The organism is Desulfovibrio intestinivivus, from assembly GCF_053570665.1.
Window position 1 is genome coordinate 2976471 of the sequence record NZ_JBRBQT010000001.1, and the last position, 23109, is coordinate 2999579.

At 58.1% G+C, this 23109-nt stretch carries 21 protein-coding genes and 2 tRNA genes; 15 read left to right on the forward strand and 8 right to left on the reverse strand.

The window, feature by feature from the left end; genetic code table 11:
• On the forward strand, window positions 1-621 hold the full coding sequence (locus ACUZ9P_RS12680; RefSeq protein ID WP_449249982.1) for a GDSL-type esterase/lipase family protein: 621 nt from the start codon (window positions 1-3) through the stop codon (window positions 619-621).
• 9 nt (window positions 622-630) lie between these two features.
• Window positions 631-861 (forward strand): hypothetical protein, encoded by a 231-nt coding sequence (locus tag ACUZ9P_RS12685; protein ID WP_449249983.1) that lies wholly within the window; start codon window positions 631-633, stop codon window positions 859-861.
• A 443-nt stretch (window positions 862-1304) separates the two neighbouring features.
• Here ACUZ9P_RS12685 and ACUZ9P_RS12690 read toward each other — a convergent pair whose 3' ends face one another.
• Together ACUZ9P_RS12690 and ACUZ9P_RS12695 are read right to left on the reverse strand one after the other, a co-directional pair.
• Window positions 1305-1781, reverse strand: a complete 477-nt coding sequence (locus ACUZ9P_RS12690; protein ID WP_022659383.1) for a chemotaxis protein CheW — start codon at window positions 1779-1781, stop codon at window positions 1305-1307.
• A gap of 169 nt (window positions 1782-1950) precedes the next feature.
• Window positions 1951-3873: a cytochrome c biogenesis protein CcdA gene (locus ACUZ9P_RS12695; protein ID WP_449249984.1), complete on the reverse strand. Its 1923-nt coding sequence runs from the start codon at window positions 3871-3873 to the stop codon at window positions 1951-1953.
• A gap of 83 nt (window positions 3874-3956) precedes the next feature.
• Between ACUZ9P_RS12695 and ACUZ9P_RS12700 the strand changes: the two genes are divergently transcribed.
• Window positions 3957-4032, forward strand: a tRNA-Lys gene (locus ACUZ9P_RS12700).
• A gap of 556 nt (window positions 4033-4588) precedes the next feature.
• Here ACUZ9P_RS12700 and ACUZ9P_RS12705 read toward each other — a convergent pair.
• The 6 genes from ACUZ9P_RS12705 to ACUZ9P_RS12730 form a co-directional block, all read right to left on the reverse strand.
• Window positions 4589-5956, reverse strand: coding sequence for an amino acid permease (locus ACUZ9P_RS12705; RefSeq protein ID WP_449249985.1), 1368 nt, complete (start codon window positions 5954-5956; stop codon window positions 4589-4591).
• A 337-nt stretch (window positions 5957-6293) separates the two neighbouring features.
• On the reverse strand, window positions 6294-7016 hold the full coding sequence (locus tag ACUZ9P_RS12710) for a zinc-ribbon and DUF3426 domain-containing protein (RefSeq protein WP_449249986.1): 723 nt from the start codon (window positions 7014-7016) through the stop codon (window positions 6294-6296).
• A 43-nt stretch (window positions 7017-7059) separates the two neighbouring features.
• The gene (gene hpt, locus ACUZ9P_RS12715) at window positions 7060-7608 is read right to left on the reverse strand and encodes a hypoxanthine phosphoribosyltransferase (protein ID WP_022659378.1); all 549 of its coding nucleotides are present in this window, start codon (window positions 7606-7608) and stop codon (window positions 7060-7062) included.
• Window positions 7595-8104 (reverse strand): N-acetyltransferase, encoded by a 510-nt coding sequence (locus tag ACUZ9P_RS12720; RefSeq protein WP_449249987.1) that lies wholly within the window; start codon window positions 8102-8104, stop codon window positions 7595-7597. The genes hpt and ACUZ9P_RS12720 overlap by 14 nt, the downstream gene beginning before the upstream one ends.
• Window positions 8104-8571: a TlpA family protein disulfide reductase gene (locus ACUZ9P_RS12725; protein ID WP_449249988.1), complete on the reverse strand. Its 468-nt coding sequence runs from the start codon at window positions 8569-8571 to the stop codon at window positions 8104-8106. The genes ACUZ9P_RS12720 and ACUZ9P_RS12725 overlap by 1 nt, the downstream gene beginning before the upstream one ends.
• Window positions 8572-8620: 49 nt before the next feature.
• On the reverse strand, window positions 8621-11017 hold the full coding sequence (locus ACUZ9P_RS12730) for a homocysteine S-methyltransferase family protein (protein WP_449249989.1): 2397 nt from the start codon (window positions 11015-11017) through the stop codon (window positions 8621-8623).
• Between the two features lie 297 nt (window positions 11018-11314).
• Here ACUZ9P_RS12730 and ACUZ9P_RS12735 point away from each other — a divergent pair, with 297 nt between their 5' ends.
• The 12 genes from ACUZ9P_RS12735 to ACUZ9P_RS12790 all read left to right on the forward strand — a co-directional run bounded on the left by ACUZ9P_RS12735 (window position 11315) and on the right by ACUZ9P_RS12790 (window position 22961).
• Window positions 11315-12577: an RNA polymerase factor sigma-32 gene (locus tag ACUZ9P_RS12735; protein ID WP_449249990.1), complete on the forward strand. Its 1263-nt coding sequence runs from the start codon at window positions 11315-11317 to the stop codon at window positions 12575-12577.
• Between the two features lies 1 nt (window position 12578).
• Entirely contained in the window at window positions 12579-14363 is a 1785-nt protein-coding gene (locus ACUZ9P_RS12740; protein ID WP_449249991.1) for a tetratricopeptide repeat protein, read from the forward strand.
• Window positions 14360-15145, forward strand: a complete 786-nt coding sequence (locus ACUZ9P_RS12745; protein ID WP_192111900.1) for a lipoprotein insertase outer membrane protein LolB — start codon at window positions 14360-14362, stop codon at window positions 15143-15145. Before ACUZ9P_RS12740 ends, ACUZ9P_RS12745 begins: the two co-directional genes overlap by 4 nt.
• Window positions 15146-15287: 142 nt before the next feature.
• Window positions 15288-15731: a ribose 5-phosphate isomerase B gene (gene rpiB / locus ACUZ9P_RS12750; protein WP_022659370.1), complete on the forward strand. Its 444-nt coding sequence runs from the start codon at window positions 15288-15290 to the stop codon at window positions 15729-15731.
• 9 nt (window positions 15732-15740) lie between these two features.
• Window positions 15741-17192, forward strand: coding sequence for a cysteine--tRNA ligase (cysS, locus tag ACUZ9P_RS12755; RefSeq protein WP_449249992.1), 1452 nt, complete (start codon window positions 15741-15743; stop codon window positions 17190-17192).
• A 59-nt stretch (window positions 17193-17251) separates the two neighbouring features.
• On the forward strand, window positions 17252-18661 hold the full coding sequence (locus ACUZ9P_RS12760; RefSeq protein ID WP_449249993.1) for a beta-barrel assembly-enhancing protease: 1410 nt from the start codon (window positions 17252-17254) through the stop codon (window positions 18659-18661).
• A 2-nt stretch (window positions 18662-18663) separates the two neighbouring features.
• Window positions 18664-19197, forward strand: a complete 534-nt coding sequence (gene hslV / locus ACUZ9P_RS12765; protein WP_449250258.1) for an ATP-dependent protease subunit HslV — start codon at window positions 18664-18666, stop codon at window positions 19195-19197.
• A gap of 30 nt (window positions 19198-19227) precedes the next feature.
• Window positions 19228-20106, forward strand: a complete 879-nt coding sequence (gene ispE, locus ACUZ9P_RS12770) for a 4-(cytidine 5'-diphospho)-2-C-methyl-D-erythritol kinase (protein WP_449249994.1) — start codon at window positions 19228-19230, stop codon at window positions 20104-20106.
• A 5-nt stretch (window positions 20107-20111) separates the two neighbouring features.
• Window positions 20112-20186 (forward strand) — tRNA-Gln (locus ACUZ9P_RS12775).
• A gap of 147 nt (window positions 20187-20333) precedes the next feature.
• Window positions 20334-21281: a ribose-phosphate diphosphokinase gene (locus ACUZ9P_RS12780; protein ID WP_298994356.1), complete on the forward strand. Its 948-nt coding sequence runs from the start codon at window positions 20334-20336 to the stop codon at window positions 21279-21281.
• Window positions 21282-21390: 109 nt separating this feature from the next.
• Window positions 21391-21981: a 50S ribosomal protein L25/general stress protein Ctc gene (locus ACUZ9P_RS12785; RefSeq protein ID WP_449249995.1), complete on the forward strand. Its 591-nt coding sequence runs from the start codon at window positions 21391-21393 to the stop codon at window positions 21979-21981.
• A gap of 95 nt (window positions 21982-22076) precedes the next feature.
• Window positions 22077-22961: an alpha/beta hydrolase gene (locus tag ACUZ9P_RS12790; protein WP_449249996.1), complete on the forward strand. Its 885-nt coding sequence runs from the start codon at window positions 22077-22079 to the stop codon at window positions 22959-22961.
• Window positions 22962-23109: the final 148 nt, after the last annotated feature.

Below are 23109 nucleotides of genomic sequence, written 5' to 3' on the forward strand. Positions count from 1 at the left end.
ATGCCGCATACGACACCTGCCTGGTTCTTTTTTGGCGATTCGCTGACGCAAGGCGTTAACGATTGCCTCATGCCGGGCGGGTGGGTAAGCAGGCTGGCGGTGCTTGCGCACAAAACAGGCCTTTGCCCCATACCACGCGCCACCTTTTATAATCTTGGCGCGAGGCGGCACGGCACGGCTGACATTGCCGCCCGCTGGCGGCAGGAGCTGGAAAACAGGCTGATACCCGGCATGAAGCCGCACCTTGTTTTTTGTGTGGGCGTGGTGGATATGGCTGCCCCAGGCGGCGGTCAGCCCGCAGACCCGGCATTGACGGCAGCGCTGCTGCACCCCGTGCTGGAAGAAGCGGCAGCAACCGCCCCCACACTGGTGATCAGCCCGCCGCCCGTTGCGGCAGCGGAAGCGAACGCCCGCATCGCGCAACTGTGCAAGCTGCAACAAAGGCTGTGCAACCAGCGCGGCATTCCGTTTGCGCAGGTGCATGAGCTTTTGATAACCAATTCCGTCTATATGGACGATCTGAGCGATGGGCTGCACCCCGGATCACAGGGTTGCGCCCAGATGGCGCAAACGCTGCTGGCGCAGCAATGCGTAAGTGAATTCATGCGCGCCGCGCAGTAGGAGAAAACAATGGGTTCATGTATTCCCTTTATTGACGAACAGCCTTTTGCAGAACGTGTCAAAACAATGGCGGATGACGAACTGCTCGAAATCTGGGAAGAAACCCAGCAACTTGAAAACATGTTGTCCAATGCCCTGCACACAGATCTTGCCTTGGCCCCTGATTATGAAAAGGTCATTGTGGAAGAGCTGTTTCTGCGGTCGAGCCGCCGGGTACGGCAGCAGCCGCTGGGCAAATAATTCTCTTTTTTCTATCGATACGGCTCCTGCACACAAATGCCGGGGCCGTTTTTCTCATTGCAGCTTTTGCCTTGCAGCGCAGGATCCCTGCGGCGGCAAAACGCCCCACCAGTCAGTCCATCGCAAGACAAAAGGCTCGCGCACTTTCAGCGGCAGGCGCTGGTGCGACCCATCATCTCCCCTCTTTTCCCAGTTCACTACGAGATCAAATGAGTGCTTGGCAGTGGTCAACAGTTAAGACAGGCCGGGCATAGCCCGGCCTGTCTTAAATACCCTTTCGGCATGCGTGGTGTGAACTCCGGCATGCTGCCAGCACACCGCAAGCGAGCGGCTGCAAGGCGGTCATACCCCGCGCGGCGGGCGCAACCAGAGAAATCCGATGCCGGCATACCGTCTTCGCTCAAATCTGCTGGCAACGGCAACACCGGATGCCGGGCTACGGGCTACACGGACGTCAACATCTCCAGGTCGTCGCCAGAAAGCAGCTTATCAAGGTCAAGCATGATAAGCAGGCGATCCTGCAACTTGCCCACGCCGCTGATGTAGTCCGAGTCCACCCCGGCAACAACCGGTGGCGGCGGTTCCACCGTGCTCGCGGGTATGCGCAATACCTCGGAGACGGCATCGACAACAAAGCCCACGATGATGTTGTTGATTTCAATGACGATAATCCGCGTATTTTTGTCATGCCCCTTGGGTGCAAGACCAAAACGCCGACGCAGGTCAATGATGGGGATCACCTTGCCGCGCAGATTGATGACGCCTTCCACAAATTCCGGAGCACGGGGCACCTTGGTGATTTCCATGGTGCGGATGATCTCCTGAACTTTCAGGATGTTCACCCCGAACTCTTCTTCACCGATGCTGAACGTCACCAGTTGCAGAAGTTCGTCTTCCTGTTTTTTTTGACTCAGATCCATGTCTGCTCCCTTGTCGCAAGTAGGCCGCAGTCGTGTGCAGAAAAATTACATGAGGGACAACCCTTGGGCCGTAAACCTCTTTTCCATTTCAAGCACTGCTGTATGGTCACACATTAGACAATATCGGCAGGGCAGTAAAGAACCATAGGGCAATCTACGAAAAAGGCCATTATTTTTCATAAGTTTCGTTCAGGGCTTGCTCAAGTGTCCGGGCGCTATACACATCGCGCAACACAAGCGGCTGCCCGGCCTCGTCCCCGGCGGGGAAAATGGCTGTGAGCGGAATACTCTTGCTGCCCAGAGCGTCCAGCAGGCGCACCGCATAGGCATTGGCGTTGGTCAGATCAACACGTACGAGTTCCATGCCGTACCGGGCCTGAAGCTTGCGCATGCGCTCGTCCGTCAGCACTGTGGCTTCCATAAATTTGCAGTTGGGGCACCAGTTGGCGGTAAATTCAAGCAGCATGGGCTTTTTGCCAAGATTGGCCTCAAAAGCCTCCGGCGTGAATTGCCGCCAGTGCGGCAGGGGCGCAACAGGGCGCAGCACCCAGAAAACAGACGCCACCAGCAGCCCCACGCCCAGCACGCCCATGATCTTGCGTCTCAGGGGCGGCGCGGTTATGCCGCAATACTGCCCCCACAGCCAGGCGCAGAGCGAAAGCACCAGCAACACGGTGAGCACCTGCATGTGCCGCTCAACAGGCAGCACAGAAAGCAGGTAAAGGGCTGTGCCCATGAGCATAAAGCCCACTATGCGCTCAAATACGTGCATCCATGCTCCGGGTTTTGGCAAAATACGCGCCAGATCGGGCCAGAGACAAAACATGATGTACGGCAGGGCCATGCCCAGCCCCACAGCCCAAAAGACCACAACAACAATGATGAGCGGCTGGGTAAAAGCCCAGCCCAGCACGCCGCCCAGCAGTGGGCCGCTGCAAGGCGTAGCCAGAAATGTCGAAACAAGGCCTGTAAAATATGCCTGCAAGCAGGGATTTTTGCTGTTGGCCCCGGTCTTGAGGTCAATAACCGGCAGGCTGAACACGCCAAGGGTGGACAGCCCCATCAGAAAGACCACCAGCAGCATGACCATGAGCACAGCCTGATTTTGATAAAGCTGCCCCCACATGAGGTCTGCAAGCCCCAGCACAAGGGCCAGCGCGCTGAACAGCGTCATGACCCCAGCTGCAAAGCAGAGGTTGTGCTGCCGAAAACGCTTGAGTCCTGCGGCATCACGCCCGCCAACCATGAGCAGCCCGCTGACCTTGAAGGTAAGCACTGGCAGCACGCAGGGCATGGCGTTGAGCAGCAGGCCCGCGAGTATGCCAAACAGCAGGGCCTTGCCCAGGCCGGAGATTTCCATGGAATCATCAAGAAAACGCGGAGAAAGGCGCACGTCAAAACCATCCGGCGGCGGCAGCTTTTCAATGCTTTCATCAGCCAATGCTCCGTTGGTGGCCTGCGCTGGCTCTCTGGCCCACGTATCGCCCGCCACATCATCGTTGCCGTCCTCCTCCGCCGGGGTTGCTGGCGACGCCGCAGGCGTGCGATGCTGCAATTGCTGCCACTGTATGCGCCAGGACATGCCGCTGAGGGGCGCTGATTCGCGCGCAACCATGCCCGTCACTTGTTCATTGACGGGCATGCACTTGCGGCTGGAGCATAACAGCATGCTCAAATCAGCCACAAAGGGCTTTCCTGCGGCATCGGACGGCAAGGGGATGTAGAAGGTCACGTTGCCTTCGTACACGTTCACAGTGGCCGCAGGATCGTAATAATCCCGCTGAACTGCTCCATCGGGGTAATACACGGGCAAGGCCCGGCCCCCTGCTACAGAAAAAGCCACAGTGGTGGGTCTGCCCGCCTCGCCCGGTTCGTGCCCGTAGGCGTGAAATTCCGCAGGGATAACAATATGCAGCGCAGCAATCAGGTTTTGCCCGTCGCGGGCAGTTTCAAGCCTTGGTTGCAGATCCTCGGCCCGCGCTCCAAAACTCATAAAAACAGCGGCGCACAGCACTACGAGGCCTGCGCACAGCGCTCGCCAGGCCGGGGCAAGCGGCATGGTGGAAGCTACGGCCAGTTTGTCATATTTCAATGCATTATCTCTTTTTAGCTGATTTTTTTCAAATTGCTTGACAGGCAGGGCCGCATAAGCGTAAACACCTTTTCACGCAATGCGGGTCATTAGCTCAATTGGTAGAGCAGCTGACTCTTAATCAGTTGGTTCGGGGTTCGAGTCCCTGATGGCCCACCAGAAAATTCAGGTTCGCGGTTCAACCGCGAACCTTTTTTTGTTGTTGCTTTATGTTTTTTCATGGCGTTCACCTGTTGCAAGACAATAGCCGCTCCTCGAAGGCAAGTCTAGACAAGCGCTTTCCGGCCACGCCACTTGTGAAAACCGCAGCTTACGCTTTTCTGTTCGCATTTACCCCACTCCAGCCCTTTGCCAGCCCATCACAGACTGATTCTGCCCATTCCGCTATCGAATTTTCCTAACAGTCTTGCAGACATAAATATTCTAACCGCACACCGGGCTTGAAACCAGACAGGCTGGCACAGACGCTACGTCACAGCTACGGATTTTTTGCCGCAACACGCGACTAGCCGCTCTTTCATCTTTCTGCTTGTGCCAAAAAAAATTTTCTATACCTTGCTGTGCGCTGTCCAATTTGCTCGGCTGGCAGCGGCAGGAATCCCCTGCCCCAAACAATGTATCGCACCACAAAAAACAAGGCCCGCTTGGTCATGCCGTCCCCGGAGGAACGCGCACGCCAAGCGGGCCTTTACAGCCAGAAAGGGCGGCTACAGCGTTATTTGCTCATGCTGGGCGGCAGATGTTTGCTCTGCTTTTTCAGCTTGTAGCCCAGCCACACAAAGGCAATCCAGATGGGGGCAAGCATTACCGCAAGGCTTTCACCAATAATCACAAGCACTGCGAGCACCATGGCCATGACCAGCAGGCACAGATAGTTGGTGAAAGGATGCCAAAGGGACTTGAAATAAATGACTTCGCCAGCCCGAACCATGGCAGCGCGGAACTTGAGGTGCGTCAGGCTGATCATGGCCCAGTTGATGACCAGAGCGGCCACAACAAGCGACATGAGCAGGCCAAGGGCCTTGCCGGGCATGGCGTAGTTGATGATGACGCAGATCAGCGTGGCAAGAGACGAAATCAGCAGGGCGTACACCGGCACGCCGCGAGCGCTGACCGTACCGAAGGCCTTGGGGGCGTTGCCCTGAAGCGCCAGACCAAACAGCATGCGGCTGTTGCAGTAAACGCAGCCATTGTAGACGGAAAGGGCCGCCGTGAGCACCACAAAGTTCAGCACATGCGCGGCAAAAGGAATACCGATGAGGTCAAAAATCTGCACAAAGGGGCTGGCTACCATAGCCTGGGCCCAGTGGCTTTTGTCCACGGGCGCGCCAAGCTGGCTCCAGGGGTGCAGGGTCAGCAGCACAAGCAGCGCGCCGATGTAAAAAATAAGAATGCGGTAGATGATCTGGTTCACAGCCTTGGGGATGGTCACACGCGGATTGTCGGTTTCCGCAGCGGCAATGCCCACAAGTTCCAGCCCGCCGAACGAAAAGGCCACAACCGCCAGTGCGGTAAACACGCCTTCCCAGCCATGCGGCAAAAAGCCGCCGTGGGTCCACAGGTTGCTCACTGCCGCGTCAGGGCCAGCATGGCCGCTGAACAACAAAAAAGACCCCAACAGAATCATGGATACGATGGCCACAATCTTGATGGAGGCAAACCAGAATTCCATTTCGCCAAAAAGGCTCACATGGCAAAGGTTTACGCCAGTGATCAGCAAAAAGAAAAAGGCCGTGGTCTGCCATGGCTGGATGCTGGGGAACCAGTATTGCACGTATACGGCAACTGCCGACAGCTCGGACATGCCCACCAGAACATACAGAATCCAGTAGTTCCAGCCAGAGAGCAGACCGGGAAAATCACCCCAGTACTTATGGGCAAGGTTGCTGAAAGATCCGGCAACGGGCTCTTGCGCCATCATCTCGCCAAGCTGGCGCATGATCATAAAGGCAATGAAGCCGCCAAGCGAGTAGCTGATCAGAACAGCGGGGCCAGCCATCTGGATGGTGCCGGCCGAACCAAGGAACAACCCTGTGCCAATGGCTCCGCCCAGGGCAATGAGCTGTACGTGCCTGTTTTTCAAGGCTCTTTTCAATTCTGGTGTTTCGTTTTTCATTTGCAGCTATTTGGCTATGCGGCCACTCCCCGCCAGAGTCGCCCTGTTGCACAAAATCCGGTATGCGGCCGGCCAATCCTCTTGTCGTCAAAAACGAAAGGCGGCTTCCACAACAAAACCGGCCTTTCGCGCACATTCGCCTTTTGCCCGGCCAGCAGCAGACGGCTGACCCAACATTCCGCAGGCCGCAATACAGCCCGCCGCAGCTATTGGCACCGCGGTGGGCAAACCGCATATGCGGCCCTGCGCCTGGCACAATAACAAAACGCCGCTCGAAAACAAGCGGCGTTTTGCGTCAGACCAACTATTTGGGCTGTTCGGCAGTGGCGCCCGTACCGGAGCCGCCCTGCTCAGACACATCCCTGGCGTCAATGATCCTCACGCCAAACTCGGCCACGCCATCGGGCGGCGCGTAAAACAGCACCATAAACGGCACTTCGCCGCCATGCGGTACATTGGTATTGTTGGTGAGAATTTCAACCTTGTTGTTGAGGAAGGATTCCATTTCCTTTTCACTCAGCACCTGGAGCTGAAAAAGTGAAAGCTGCACGCCGCCGAGCTGTTTTTTGACAGCCAGGGCTTTCTTGTCTTTATCGTAGATGGCGGCTTCAATGGTAATGAGTTCCTTTGGCTGCGGAAACTCGTTAACCACCCTGCCCTCTATCACAAAAACCTTGCCCACCTTTTCATTATCAACATAATACTGCCGCACGTTGCGCATGGTCAGCAGTTCAACCTGCTTGGCAATTTCCTGCTCATTGGGCTGCTTGGCAGCATTCTTGAGCGAGTAATAATACCAGCCGCCGCCTGCACAGGCCAGCACCAGCACAAAAATCAGCGCCAGTTTGACCAGTGGCAGCTTCTTTTTGATGGGCATTTCCGGCAGCGGCCCCTGTTCGGCCAAGGGAACTTCCGGCTCGTAGGTGAAAACCGTCTTGCAGACCGAGCAACGCAGCTTGACGCCCGGCTTGGCAAGCTGATCCGGCAAACTGAAGCGGCTACCGCAATTGGGACACTTTATTTCCATGCCATTACTCCAAAACCTACCGGCTGCCGGAGCCGGGAAAAGCCTATTCGGGAATCACTTCAAACACGCCGGGCAACATACGGTAATGCTCGGCGTAGTCCAGGCCATAGCCCACAATGAACCCCTGGTTCAGCTTGAAGCCCGCAAAATCGACCTTAACGTCTACTTCCCGGCGTTCATCCTTGTCCACCAGTGCAGCCAGACGCAGACTGCGCGCCTTGCGCGCCGCAAACTGCCCGAGCAGAAAACGCATGCTGTGCCCGCTGTCCACGATATCTTCAACAATCAGCACATGCTTGCCGCAAATGTCAATCTCCACATCTTTACTGAAGATCACATGCTTGGAACTGGCAGACCCTTTGCCATAGCTGGACAAACGGACAAAATCCAGTTCCAGATTTTTATTATGCAAAAATCGAACCAGATCACTAAAAAACATAAAGCCACCCTTGAGCACACACACTGCCACCATGGGCTCATCACCGTATTCGGCGTTGATCTCTGCGGCCAGTTCCTGGATCCGGGCTGCAATCTGCTCCGGCGTGAATACCGGTTTCAGTTCTTTTACCTTGATGTCGTTAGCCTTGGACATGCACCTCTCCTACGTCCTTTGCAGCGGAATCCAGTTCAAAATAGACGGCCGTTTCGTCGCAGTTGGGGTACTTGGCGCAGTGCACGCAGTCGGCCCATATTTTTTGCGGCAAAACATCCTTGTCCACAACCCTGAAACCCAGGCGGGCAAAAAACGCCTCCTGGTATGTAAGCGCAAACACTTTCTGAATATGCAGGTCGCGGCATTCGCTGAGGCAGGCGTTGACAAGCTCCCGGCCCGTTCCCAGGCGGCGGGCTTCTTCACGCACCACAAGCGAGCATATTTCGGCCAGGTCTTCCCACACCGGGGCAAGGGCGCAGCAGCCCACTATCTCGCCAGCCGTATTCTCCGCAACCATAAAGTTGCGCACATGCCCATAAAGATGGATCAGCGCGCGGGGCAGCAAAAGCCCTTTCTGGGCGCATTGCAGCAAAAGCCCATGCATGGACTTTACATCGTCCATGTGGGCTTTGCGCACCACAAGGGTATTTTCCATTATTTCTGTTCCAGCAGCTTTTTAAAGACCATTTCGACCATTTCGGCGTCCGCCATGCCAGGTTCAGAAAGAATGAGCTGACCATCCTTGCTGTAGAAGGCATTGTGAGGAATCTGCGAAATCTTGAACGCCCGCGCCACTTCGCGGTCAGCGACAAAGACGGGGTATGTCATCTTCATCTTTTCCACAAAGGGGGGCACAACCTTGGCGTCTTCATCAAGGGAGATGCTCACGATAAGCACGTCTTTTTCCGCGTACTTTTTGCGAACGTTCACAAGCTCGGGGATTTCAACGCGGCACGGAGGGCACCATGTGGCGAAGAAATTGAGCATGATGACCTTGCCCTTGTTTTTGGCAAGCATATCCGTCAGCCCGGCCAAATTCAGGGTAGGAACCGATGACGAGGCCGCCAGCGCCGAGCACGGCAAAGCCAGACACAGCAATAAGGCCAGGATGAGTTTCTTCATAGTTTACCCGAAGTTTTGAATGAGGAGCAAAGGCCGCGCCGGGGCGCGGCTAAACAAACTGCTTGGCGGCCTTTACCGCACCTACGGCGTCAGCGCAATACGCATCTGCGCCAATGACATCGGCAAAAGCCTGCGTAACGGCAGCCCCGCCCACCAATACCTTGATGGGCAAAGCGCGCTCCCTGACGATTTTGATGGTGTCTTCCATGCGAACCATGGTGGTGGTCATCAATGCCGACAAGCCGATGATACGCGCGTTGTGCTTGAGTGCGCAAGCAACAATGGCTTCTGCCGGAACGTCCTTGCCCGCGTCCACGACGTCAAAACCGTGGTTGCCGAGCAGCAGCGAAACAATATTTTTGCCAATATCGTGAATATCGCCTTCGACCGTGGCCATCACCACAACAGGGCGCGTTTCCGGGCCTCGCCCGGCCTCCAGCAAAGGCTTGAGATGCGCAAAGGCGGTCTGCATGGTTTCTGCCGCGCGAATGAGCTGGGGCAAAAAATACTCCCGCCGTTCATAGCGCGCGCCCACTTCCGTAATAGCCGGAATGAGCGTTTCCTGCACAAGGGTAAAGGGGTCAGCGCCCGCGTCAAGCTCTGCCGTGAGCAGGGACAGCACATTTTCCTTGTCGCCGTTGAGCACGGCCTCGGCAAGGGTTTTGGCCGCCGCCCCGCCGCCCTGACGCACCTGCACGGAGCCTTCGCCGGGCTTCCAGCCGGAATAGGAGGCTATAAACGAGGATGCGTGGGCATCGTGGTTGCACAGCACCTTGAGCGCGTCTGACGCCTCGCGCAGCCGCTGGGCCGAGGGGTTGGCGATGCACGATGTAAGCCCCGCGCCAGCCGCCAGGGAAAGAAACGTGGAATTAAGCAGTTCGCGCGCTGGCAGGCCAAAAGAAAGATTTGAAAGGCCAAGCGTTGTGGGCAGGCCGTTGGCAGCGCACCAGCGCGTCATTTCGAGGCACTGGAGCGCGCTGTCCGCGCTGGAGGATACAGCCAGCGCCAGAATGTCCACCATCATCAGCCGCCGCGAAATACCCATGCCCTCGGCCTTTTCGATCAGGCTCTCCACCGTGCTGATGCGCTCTGCGGCTTTTTCCGGCAGATGCGCCCCCTGGAGGGGCAGCAGAATAAATGGCGCGCCAAAGTCGCGGCACAGGGGGCCGAGCGCTTCCATGCGCCCAGTCTCGCCGCTGATGGAATTCACCAGAAACGAACCGGGACAGTACGGCAAGGCGTTGGCAATGGCATTGGCATTGGAGGAATCTATGGAGAGCGGCAGGGGCAGCCGCCCCACAAGGCGCTGCACGAGTTCGGGCAAAAGCTGGGTTTCGTCCACCAGGGGCGCGCCCACGTTCACATCAAGCACGGTGGCTCCGGCGTCCACCTGGGCGTCGGCCAGTTGCATGGCGACGTCAAAAACTCCGGCCTGAAGCTCCTGCGTAAGAGCCTTTTTGCCCGTGGGGTTGATACGCTCGCCAATGATGGTCAGGGGCTGGCCCACAGCGATGCGCACCATCTGGGAGCGGTTGGTCAGGCAGATGCCCTTGCGCGATACCGGGGGCGGCGTGACGCTGTCCATGCCGCGCAGGGCCTGCGCAAGCGCCGCCAGATGAGCGGGCGTGGTGCCGCAGCAGCCGCCAAGTACGCGCGCGCCAAGGTGGGCGAAGGGGGCGGTTTTTTGCGCAAAATCTTCCGGCCCCAGAGGGAACACGGTTTCATTACCGCGCAGCTCGGGCAAACCGGCATTGGGTTCGGCCATGACCGGGCATTCGCACACGCCGAGCAGTTCCTGCACCACGGGCATCATCTGATCCGGGCCGAGGCTACAGTTGGTGCCCACCACATCCACGCCCATGTTCTGCATGGTTTCGGCAAAAATTGCGGGGGTGGAGCCGGTAAGGCTCACGCCCTGTTCAAAAGTCATGGAAACCATGACGGGCAGGTCGCATTCCTGCCGGGCAGCCGCCACGGCGGCTCTGGCTTCGGCCAGATCAAATTGCGTTTCAATAAATATGAGGTCGGCCCCGCCCGCCACAAGCCCGCGAATCTGATTGGCAAAGGCCGCGATAAGATCGCGCGGTTCCACCGGGCCGAGGGGCTTGGCAAAATGCCCCGTGGGGCCCACATTGCCCGCCACAAAAACAGGGCGGCCAGCCTGTGCGGCGGCTTCCCTGGCAATTTCGACCATGCGCCGGTTGAACGAAAAAACGTCCAGGCTCTTGGGCAGCTTGTAAATATTGCCGCCAAAGGTGCACGACGTCAGCAGATCAACGCCCGCGTCCAGATAGGCCTTGTGGATGCCGCGCAGGGTGTCGGGGTTTGCCATGCAAAATTCTTCGGGAGTCGCGCCAGCGGGCATGCCCGAGGCCTGAAGCATGGTACCCATGGCACCGTCGAGCAAAAGAGGCCTGCCAAGGCCGAGGGCTTGTCGAAATGTCATCGTCGTCTCGCTCTGTTCCCAGCACAGTCGCCGCAAGCCAAAGTGCACCTTTGCCTTCCGCCTGCATTACCTGTATGCTGGGGCTTCCGTTGTTTGAGGCCGCTGATTCCGTAAGGATTTTGCGAACCGGAACATGCGGGCCGACCCGGGGCTGAACGCCGCCGGGGCCGCAAAACCGCGCCGCGCATTAAACCCGGCAGGCCTTTTACTACTGAAAAACACTGAAAAGAACAAACCAAAACTATAGCATTAAACATTGCGGCCCGTTACAGGCAGCGATGCCCAAACATAAATATCATGAAAAAAGATAGTCCGATAGCTCCAAAAAAACCGCGCAGCGCGCAAAAAGCGGAAGAAACCGAAATTTCCTCGCCTGAGGTGGAAATTCTGGATGCTCCCCCTTCGCGCAAGCGGGCAGCCTCTGCCGGGGGCGGCACACGTGGCGCTGCCGCCAAGGCGCGCTCCCGCACGACCGAAGGCAAGGCCGCCAAGCAGAGCATTCTTGACGTGGATGGCTCCGCCGTGCGCGAGGTTCCAGCAGATTCCGTATCTGACGATCAGGACGATGACGACGCGCTCGCTGATTCCCCAGAAGATGTGGACGTTGAGCTGGACACCAGCGATCACGATATCGATCCCTTTGTTCTTGATGCCGACCACGAGGGCCTGCCTGCGCCGTCCACACCGCGCCTGCCTGCTGTGGGGCCACGCGACAGTCTGCACCTTTACCTGCGCGAAGTAAGCCGCTTCCCCCTGCTTAAGCCGGATGAAGAGCACGAGCTTGCCCTGCGTGTGCGCGACCACAACGATGCGGATGCGGCATTTCGGCTGGTTTCATCGCATCTGCGGCTTGTGGTGCGCATTGCCATGGACTTTCAGCGCAGATGGATGCAGAACGTGCTTGACCTTGTGCAGGAGGGCAACGTGGGCCTCATGCGCGCGGTCAACAAATTTGACCCCGACAAGGGCATCAAATTTTCGTACTATGCTTCGTTCTGGATCAAGGCTTACATACTCAAGTTCATTATGGACAACTGGCGCATGGTCAAGATCGGCACCACCCAGGTGCAGCGTAAGCTGTTCTACAACCTGAACCGTGAGCGCCAAAAGCTGATCATGCAGGGCTTTGACCCAGATGCGGCCATGCTTTCCGAACGCCTTGGCGTTACGGAAGACCAGATCAACGAGATGGATCAGCGCCTTGCGTCCACCGATATGTCGCTGAACGTGCCCGTGGGCGAGGATGCCGGCGGCGCAACACGCATGGACTTTTTGCCCGCGCTCGGCCCCGGCATCGAAGACAGCCTCGCGCGCGACGAAATCGCCAGCCTGGTGCGCAGCAAGCTCAAAACCATACTGCCCAGGCTGAACGAAAAAGAGCTGTATATTCTGCAAAATCGCCTGCTCACGGATGAACCTGTAACCTTGCGCGAGATAGGCGAACGGTATAACGTCACGCGGGAACGAGTCCGCCAGCTTGAGGCACGGTTGCTGGAAAAGATCCGGCAGCATCTGGCTGTGGATATCAAAGACTTTTCAGACACATGGATACAATCCTGATATGAAACGTAACCACGTTGCGCTGCTATGCGCTCTGGCCCTGACTGCCGCCACCTCCTTTTCCTTGCTGGGATGCGGCGGCTGTTCCGGCGCCAGGCACCAGACTGCTGAAAAATCGGACACGTCCGCTGCAGAATCTGCCGCGCCGTCTGCCACAGCAAAGGCCCAGCAGCACGACCTCAAGGGCGTATCGCTGCGCCCGGTTGAAGCAGAGCTTTCGCCCAATGCGCTCAACACCTACGCCTTTCTTGTTTTTGCGCAGGCCATGAACAATGAGGACGACAACGCCCTTGCCGCCGCGTCGCCGCTGCTGGCCAAGGCGCACATGCCCGTCAACATCTGGCTTGAAGGCGGCGTGTGGCTGCTCAGTCGCAAGTCTCCCCATACCGCGATGGTCATGGAGCAGGCCTTGAGCGTCTGGCCCGATGATATTTCGCTCAATCTGCTTTACGCCGAAGCCCTCATGGAAAAAGGTTCGCCCGAGCTTGGCGTCAAGCTCATGCGCGAATACCTTAAAAAGCACCCCGATTCCGTAGATGCCCGCATGGAGCTGGCCCTGCTGCTGGTCAAAACCAAGCAGTATCCCGAGGCCGAAAAGCTGCTCAACAGCGTTACGGGCAAGCAGCGCACCCCGCTAGTGGATTATTACCATGCGAGGGCGCTCATTGGCATGGACAGGCCCAGCGAAGCCGCGGCCTACCTGCAGCGCGCCATCAAGGATACGCCCGATTTTGTGGAGGCGCTGGCAGAACTTGCCTTCATCTACGAGCAGAAGCCCGACCTCAAGGCTGCGCGCGGCGTTTACGAAAAACTGCTCAAACTCAATTTTTCGTCGCAGGATGTGCTGCTGAGGCTCATCAATATCTCGCTGCGCATGGGCCAGCCCGAACGGGCGCTCAAGTACATGCAGCAGGGGCCGGACAGTACGCCTTTCAAGCTGACTGTCGCCAGCATGTTTATGGATTCGCGCCACTTTTTGCAGGCGGAGAGCCTGCTCAAGCAGATAGTTGCGCAGGGCGATGCGCCCCACGATGTGTATCTGCTGCTGGCCGAGCTGGCATATGACCAGCGCCGCGATCTGGAAATGGCTTTCTCCTGGCTGGATAAAATCCCGGCTTCCAGCAAGTCTGCCGTGCGGGGCGTGTTGCTGCGCATCCAGTTGCTGGCAGAGGCTGGCCGTGATGCCGAGGCCCTTGACGCCGTGCGCAAGGCCACAAGCGCCAACCCCGACTCCTCCGAGCTTGTGGAGGTCGAGGTGCGCCTGCTTGCGCGGCAAAAGCAGATGAAGCAGGCCCTGGACGTTGCCCAGAATGCCATAAAGCGCTGGCCCAACAATGCGGAAATGTTCTTTCTGCTCGGCTCTCTTCAGGATGAAACCGGCGACAAAAAAGCCGCTTTCAAAACCATGGAAAAACTCCTGGCCCTGCATCCTGACAATTATCAGGCCCTCAACTACGTGGGCTACACCCTGGCCGAGGAAGACCGCGACCTTGACCGCGCCATGACGCTTCTTGTGCGGGCCAACGATCTGGCCCCCAACCAGTCCTATATTATAGATTCTCTGGCCTGGGCTTATTTCAAGGCTGGAAAACTCGATGACGCCCTGAAGGAAATCCGCCGCGCCGTTACGCTGGACGAGCATACGGATGCCTCCATATGGGAGCACTATGGTGATATCGCCGCGCGGGCTGGCCTTAAGGATGAAGCCCGCACCGCCTATCAAAAGGCCATGGAACTCAAACCCGACAATGCGGAAGCATTGCGGCAGCGGCTTTCACATCTATGAAAAAACTAGTTATTTTTTGTTGTCTGGCGCTGCTGTGCGCCTGCGCCCGTCAGCCCGTGCTGGAAACCTCGCCCGAAAACCGCGCCGTGCTTGAACAGCGCTGGCAAAAGTTTGCGGCTGTCAGCTCTGCCGACAAGTCTGAACCCTATCGCCTGCAACTGAGCCTGCGCTTTGGCACAGAGGGCGACACGCGACGCGTCACGGCCCTGTTCTGGGGCAACAGCCAGCGCCAGTTGCGACTGGATGTTATGGCGGGCGTGGGCACCACTGTTGCCAAGATACTTGAAGACGGACAGCATTTTCTTGTGTACAGCCCCAGCGAAAACAAGGCCTACTTCTATCAGGGCGCTACCAAGCCCCTGCTTCAGGTTGGCGTACCGGTTCCCTTCAACCTTGTGCATCTGGCCGACCTGCTCAATGGTCGGTACACGGCGGTATTTGGCAACCAGTTTGACAAAACCGCCTTTTCTGCCGACGGCAAGGCCCTGTACGACCTTCAGGGTCAGCCCGGTGGCCGCCTGATCATCAACGAGCAGGGCCTGCCCGTGGAATGGCAGGAACAGGCCAACGGCAAGGGCTGGAGCATGGAAATCCTGTATTCGGATGATCCCAAGCCGCTGCCCCGCCGTCTGAACCTTGCCCACAGCAACGGCAAACGCGCCATTGTGCTTATCAAGGAAAGAGAAAAGGTTTCCCAGCCCTTTACAAAAGAGCAGATGGCCTTACCCCTTCCTGATGACGCTCCCCTGCTGCCGCTCGCCAAGTTCAAGCAGCAGCAATAGTTTGGGCCTGACGGGCCGCGCCTTACAGCTGCGGCCCGGTATCGGGGCAACGCGCTTTAACCGCCAATACAGAAGTGTTAAATGCTCTAGCGGTGCGTCCGGCCAGTCCGGGCGCACCGTGCGTACCTTTGCAGGAGTATACATGCAGACCATTCATATTGCCTCAGACCACGCTGGCTATGCGCTGAAAGAACACCTTGTCCAGTTTCTTGCCCAGAAGGGCATAAACGTGGTGGACGACGGTACCCATTCCACCGAAAGCTGCGACTACCCCGTGCTGGCGCACAAGCTTTGCGCCGCTGTGGAAAAAGAGCAGGGAACAGGCATTCTCATTTGCGGTACAGGCATTGGCATTTCCATTGCCGCCAACCGCCACTCCGGCATCCGCGCGGCCCTGTGCGCCACTGAGCTTCAGGCGCGCCTTTCGCGCCAGCACAACAACGCCAATGTGCTCTGCCTTGGCGCGCGCATCATCGGCGTGGAACTGGCACAGGCCATTGTGGAGGCATTTCTGGGCGCTTCCTTTGAAGGCGGCAGGCACCAGCGCCGCATCGACATGATCAATCTTCCCGGTCAGGCCGGGTAAGGGATATACATGCTGCTCTACAATACCCTGGGCCGTAAGAAGGAAGAGTTTGTTCCCGTTCATCCGGGCAAGGCAAACATGTATGTTTGCGGCATAACGGCCTATGATCTTTGCCATATCGGGCATGCGCGTTCCGCCCTTGTTTTTGACGTGCTCGTGCGGCAGTTGCGCCATACAGGGCTTGAGGTCCGCTTTGTGCGCAATTTTACGGACGTGGACGACAAGATCATCAACCGCGCCAACAAGGAAGGCCGCGACTGGCGCGAGGTTGCCCAGACCTACATAACCGCCTTCCATGAAGACATGGATCGCCTGGGCGTGCTGCGGGCCGATGAAGAACCCCGCGCCACCGACTTTATCCCGCAGATTCAGGCCATCTGCTCCACGCTTATTGATTCGGGCAAGGCCTACTCCACGCCCTCCGGGGACGTGTATTTTCGTGTGCGGGCCTACGAACCCTACGGCAAACTCTCTGGCCGCAGCCTGGACGATCTGCTCTCCGGCGCGCGCGTAGCACCCGGCGAAGAAAAGGAAGACCCCCTGGATTTCGCCTTGTGGAAGGCCGCCAAGCCCGGCGAACCTTTCTGGGAAAGCCCCTGGGGCAAGGGCCGTCCCGGCTGGCATATCGAGTGCTCGGCCATGAGCCAGCCCTATCTGCCGCTGGATATTCACGGCGGCGGGCAGGATCTTATCTTCCCGCACCACGAGAACGAGATCGCCCAGTCCGAAGCTGCCTGCGCCTGCTCGCTGGCCCGCTACTGGGTTCATAACGGCTTTGTGCAGGTAAATGCGGAAAAGATGTCCAAATCCCTGGGCAACTTCAAGACCATCCGCGATATTCTTGAAAACTATCTGCCTGAAACCCTGCGCTTTTTCCTGCTGGGCAAGCACTACCGCAGCCCCATCGACTTTACCGCCGACAGCATGGATGAAGCGGAAAAAGCCCAACACCGCGTGTACACAGCCCTGCACGAAGCGGGCAAGGCCCTTGCCCGCGACAAGTGGAAAAAAACGCCCCTGCCGCAGGAAATGGCCGAGGAATGGGCCGCGCTGCCCAAGGCTTTTGATGCCGCCCTTGAGGATGACATCAATACGGCGCAGGCCCTTGGGCAGGTTTTTGCCCAGGTACGCCTTGTGAACCGCCTGCTGGAAGACAAGGCCCTGCGCGCAGCCGAAGCCGGACGCGACCTCTTGCAGGAATTTCTTGCCCGCGCGCAGGAATGGGACAAACGCCTTGGCCTCTTTGGGCAGGCCCCGCAAGCTTTTCTGGCTGATTTGCGCAGCCAGCGCGCCACACGCGGCAAGATTGACGTGCCCCGAGTGGAAGAGCTGATGCTCGCCCGGCAGGAAGCCCGCGCCAGCAAGGATTTTGCCCGCTCGGATTCGCTGCGGCAGGAAATTCTTGATCTGGGCGTCAGCGTACGCGACACCCCCGAAGGTCAGGTTTGGGATCTGGAATAAGCCGCTGCCCGCGTCGGTCTCCGACGCGGGCGCTTTTACTGCGGCATCATGAGGACGCCATGTTGCATCGTGTTGCCCTGCGCCGAGTTATGGCGCTGTTTGTTCTGCTGGCATTTCTGTCAGCCCAGCTTGTGGCCGTACCGGCCCAGGCCTTCTTTTTCGGCGGCGTCACCATCAAGGACGAAAAAGAGATGGGCCACAAGTTTGACGTGATGATCCGCGCAAACATGCCCATTGTGGAAGACCCAGAGGTGAGCCAGTACGTCAACCAGATCGTAGACCGTCTGGTCAAAAAGATTCCGCCGCAGCCCTTTAATTTCAAAGCCGCCGTTATCCTGCACAATTCGCTCAACGCCTTTGCCATTCCCGGCGGCTACGTCTACGTGTTCACCGGCCTCATCATGAACATGGAAAAGGAAGAAGAACTCGCAGGCGTTCTTGCCCATGAACTGGCGCACGTAACCCAGCACCACGTGGCCTCACGCCTTGAACGCGCGCAGTTTGTGACCCTTGGCTCCCTGCTGTTGGCCATTGCGGGCGTGGCGGTGGGCGGCTCCAGCGGCGGCGCGATTGCTGTGGGCGCGCTGGGGGCCGGGCAGTCGGCCATGCTCAACTATAGCCGCATGGACGAAACCGAAGCCGACCAGATTGGCCTGCAATACCTTGTGGCTGCGGGCTATCCCCCGCAGGGCATGGTGGGCGGCTTCAAGGTGCTGCGTCAGAAAAGCTGGATGAGCGGCACCAGTGTGCCGACCTACCTTTCTACCCACCCTGCCATCGGCGACCGCATCAACGGGCTTCAGGCCCGCATTGAGGGCATGGGCAAGTCTGTGCAGGGCCGTACGCAGGACAACACCAAATTTATCCGCGTCAAAACGCTCCTCTGGGCGCGCTATGGCGATGCGCAGGCTGCGCAGCAGCGTTTTTCGGGCAAGGACGGTCTTTCATGCATGGGGCGCGGCATTGTGCTGGCCCGTACCAACCGGGTTGCCGAGGCCAGCAAGGCCTTTGACGAAGCCCTCGCCGCTTCGCCCAACGATCCTCTGGTGCTGCGCGAGGCTGGGGCATTCCACTACCGCAAGGGCGACATGAGCCGTGCTGATGGCTTGCTGCGTCAGGCCATGCGCCTTGACCCGCGCGACTACATGGCCTCTTTTTTCTATGCCCGCATGCTTGACGAAACGGGCAGGCCGGCGCAGGCCGCGCAGTATTATAAAGATGTGCTGCGATACGTGCCGGAAGACGCCGAAGTTCACGAGGCCTACGCCCGCTCGCTCGGTAAAACGGGCGACACTGCCGGGGCCTATATCCACATGGCGTACAGCGCGCTGTATTCCAACAACAAAAAACAGACCGAGCGCTACTTTAACCAGGCCAAGGCCTTGTCGGGCAAATCTGCAAATCCGCGCGATTTTCAGAAGCTTGAGGCCGCCTACAAAGAGCGCAAGGAAATATGGGAAAAGAACTGATGATGGATACGCATGCCACAACCATACTGGCAGTAAGAAAGAATGGCCGCGTGGCCATTGCTGGCGATGGTCAGGTGACCCTCGGCCAGAATATGATCATGAAGCACAGCGCGCAGAAGGTACGGCGTCTGTATGACGGCAAAATCCTGGCGGGTTTTGCCGGGGCCACAGCCGATGCCTTTACCCTGTTTGAACTTTTTGAAGCCAAGCTCAAGGAATTGCGCGGCAACATGGTTCGCGCCGCCGTTGAAATGACCAAGGAGTGGCGCAAGGACAAATACCTGCGCAAGCTCGAAGCCATGCTCCTGCTGGCGGACAGCGAACACATCCTCGTGCTGTCGGGCACGGGCGACGTCATTGAACCGGACGACGAGGTTGCGGCCATTGGCAGCGGCGGCCCCTATGCCCTTGCCGCAGCGCGGGCGCTTGCCCGGCACAGCGACATGGATGCGGAGGCCATTGCCCGTGAGGCCATGCGCATCGCCTCGGAAATCTGCGTGTACACCAACGGCAATCTCACGGTTGAAACGCTGTAGCCATCAATCGCCACAGGAGCGAAAAAATCCATGAGCGTAGTTGTTGCCGGGTGCAAGGTTAATCTTGGTTTGCGCATCACGGGTGTGCGGGAAAACGGGTATCATGAACTGGATTCTCTTTTCTGGCCCCTGCCTCGTCCCTGCGATCGCCTGCACATTCGCGAAACCGACGCTGCCGGGCTGGTTGTGCAGTGTGATGCGCCGGGCATTGACCTTGAGAACAACACCCTCACCAAGGCCTACGCAGCCCTCGCCAAACGTGTGCCCAACCTGCCCGGGCTTGAAGTGCGCCTGAACAAGGGCATTCCTACTGGCGCAGGTCTTGGCGGCGGCAGCAGCGATGCGGCGGCCCTGCTGCGCTGGCTCAACAGCAGGCTATCCAGCCCGCTTGACGATCAGGCGCTGGCTGAGGTTGCCCTCACAGTAGGCGCGGACACGCCGTTTTTTCTCATAAACAAACCCTGCCGGGTGCGTGGCATTGGCGAGATCATCGAGCCTTGCAGGGATGATGCGCTTGCAGGCATACACCTTGTTCTGATATGCTCCCAAATTCATGCATCCACCCCCCAGGCTTACGCCGATTATGACGCCGCGCTCAAGGCTTCAAACACGGTTTCTGGGCAAAATTGCTTGACAAAGACAGAAAGCAAGGCTAATGGAACTTTTCTCTCCGGGGTGCGGACAGAGTTGAGCATTCACAACGACCTTGAGGACGTTGTATTTTCTCGCCATCCACAGCTTGCAGAAATCAAGGCGAACTTGCTGCGCCTTGGGGCTGGAGCCGTAGCCATGAGTGGCAGCGGCTCAAGCATTGTGGCGCTTTTCGCACACGAATCCCATGTGGAATCGCAAGCGGCTGCCGCCATGCTGCAAGGAGAGAACAGGCGCGTATACGCGCACGTGCTGTGAAATACTGGGATGTAGCCAAGTGGTAAGGCAACGGGTTTTGGCTCCGTCATTCGAAGGTTCGAACCCTTCCATCCCAGCCACACGCTGCTGTATCGCGTCTGGGGCGTCTGACCGCGCCTTCCGTCGATTTGTCGGCGGCCTGGCAATAAAGCGCCGCCTTTCTTCCGGCGACGGCAGCAAGGATGTATAACCGTAAGTGCTCTTTGGCGCGCAAGGCAGGGCGGTTCATGTACAGCGATCTTAAGATCGTCACCGGGTCCTCCAATCCGGATTTGGCCAAGGCCATCTGCAACCATCTGGGGTGTCAACTCACGCCCACGCTGGCTACCACGTTCAGCGACGGCGAGTTGCGGATCGAAATAGGCGACAATGTTCGCGGTGATGACGTTTTTGTGGTGCAGCCCACCTGCCCCCCGACCATCAACCGCAATCTGGTGCAGCTTTGCCTCATGCTTGATGCCCTCAAAAGGGCCAGCGCAGGCAGGATTACCGCCGTTATTCCTTACTACGGCTATGCGCGTCAGGATCGCAAGGTCAGCCCCCGTGCGCCCATCAGCGCCAAAATGGTGGCCGATTTTATCAGCGTTGCCGGTGCGGAACGCGTGGTCACCATTGACCTGCACGCGGGACAGATTCAGGGCTACTTTGACTGCCCGGTGGACAACCTGTTTGCCGTGCCTGTCATGCTTGAATCGCTGCGGCGGCTGCATGATGACAACATTGTGATCGTGTCGCCCGATGCTGGCGGTGTTGAGCGCGCCCGCGCCTATGCCAAAAGGCTCAATGCGCCGCTGGCCATTGTGGACAAGCGCCGCGACAAGCCCAATCAGGCGCAGGCCATGCATGTTATCGGCGATGTGAAAGGCCGTATTGCCATTGTGGTGGACGACATGATCGACACCGCTGGCACACTGTGCGCTGGTGCTGACGTGCTGCTCAAAAACGGCGCTACCAAGATTGTGGCCTGCGCCACCCACGGTGTTTTGTCTGGCCCGGCCATTGAGCGCATCAACAGCACCGAGGCGCTTTCAAAGTTATTTGTCACAGACACCATCCCCATGGGCGACAAGCTTGAGCGTTGCCCAAAGCTGGAGGTTGTTTCTGTGGCTGCCCTTCTGGGCAAGACTATCCACAACATCCATACCGGTTCATCGGTGAGCGTGTTGTTTGTGTAACCCGCTTTATGCGGTTTGCGTATAGCCCCAAGCCTGCCCGCAAGGGCCGGTTCCATAATAACAGAACTTTTTCCGCACGCTTCGGCTGCGGTAAGCCAAGGAGCAGGACATGAATATTGAAAAGACTTTGAGCGTGCAGAAGCGCGAAGGTAGCGGCAAAGGCGCCAGTGGCCGTCTGCGTACCCAGGATCTGATCCCCGGCGTGTTCTACACCGCCAAGGGTGACAACATTTCTGTGCAGGCTCCTACCCTGCCGCTGGAAAAGCTTTTTTCCGAAGTCGGTCGCACCTCGGTGTTCAACCTCGAGATTGACGACAACGGCCAGAAGTCCATGCATCCTGTGATCATATGGGACGTGCAGTACCATCCCTACAAGAAGGAATTCTGCCATATCGACTACTACGGCGTGGATCTGGACAAGCCCGTGACCGTTGACGTGCCCGTGGAATTCGTGGGTGTGTCGCGCGGCGTGAAGCTCGGCGGCCAGCTTGAAACCTACCGCGAAGTCGTACGCCTGTGCAGCAAGCCCCTGGACATGCCCAAAAAGATCGTTGTTGATGTGACCCCCATGGACATCAACACCACCATCTGCGTGGGCGACCTGCCCCTGCCCGAAAACGTCAAGGCTGTTTACGACCAGAACTTCGCCATCGTCAGCGTCCTTTCCAAGGCCAAGGAAGCCGCTGAAGCCGCCGAATAAGACTGTTTGACGCAAAGCCCGGTCATCGGGCCTTTGTGCGACTGTATTGGCCGGTTCCTCGCGGGACCGGCCTCATTTTATGTACGCATGGCGCCATGAACAAACCAGCCTTTGTCACGCACAAGCTGCCTGCCCATAACCGGGAACTGCGGCTCGAACTCTGGCCCAATCATGGGGCCGGGGTCATGCTGTTTTATCCTGGAACCATGCTGTCGCCCATTCAGTATCGGCCCATGATTGCCGCCTTGCAGCAAGCTGGCTTTGCCGTTGCCGCAGTGCATTTCACCGGGCACGGCCTGAACCGCCACAGCGCGGATTTCAGCTTTGACGACCTGCGGCAAGACTGCCTGGACGCCGAGGCCTGGCTGCGCGCTGCAGGTCATGCCCACATTGCGGTATGCGGGCACAGCCAGGGCGGCATACTCGCACTGGCGCATGCTGCGGCATCCCCCGACCTTACGGCGGCATTTCCCATTACCGGTGTGCTGCCCCAGATGCGCGAGGCTGTCTATCTGACGCGCTTTGCCGGACTGGCTGACCGCAGAGCGGATATTGAACGTATTTTCTGTAGACTGGCACGCTGGCTGCCGTGGCTGCCCATGCCCTTGCAGGCCTACCTTGATTCCTGGCGGATCATTTCCGGCGCGCGACGAACTGTGAGCAACCGCCGCAAAACACGGCTGACATACCCCCTGAGTTTTCTGGCCAGCCTGTTCAACACGCGTCTGCCCGAGGGGCTACGTTGCCCCCTGTATTTTTTTAGCGCTCAAAACGATGCTCTGTTTACGCCAGCCATCATTCAGGCCACCTTTGACTGCCTCAAGGCACCGGCCAAAAAGCTGGTCTGGCTGCCCGGCGGCGGACATCTGGCCGCCATGAATCCCCCGCTGTGCCACTTTATGGCCCGCACCGCAGCAGCGGCGTGCGCGGGGCTTGGCCTGCCACTGCATCTTGAGCAGACTAGAGCAGATAAACTTTGAAAAATACATTTTCAAAGTTTAAGACACGCCTGTTCCGGCATTTAACCGCGCAAGTAAATTGCGCTTATACCTTCACGGCGAGTGCCTGCCCTCGCAGTCACCAGAGCAATTTCAAAATGATATTGCTCTAAAATCGCCCCCGGAGGCG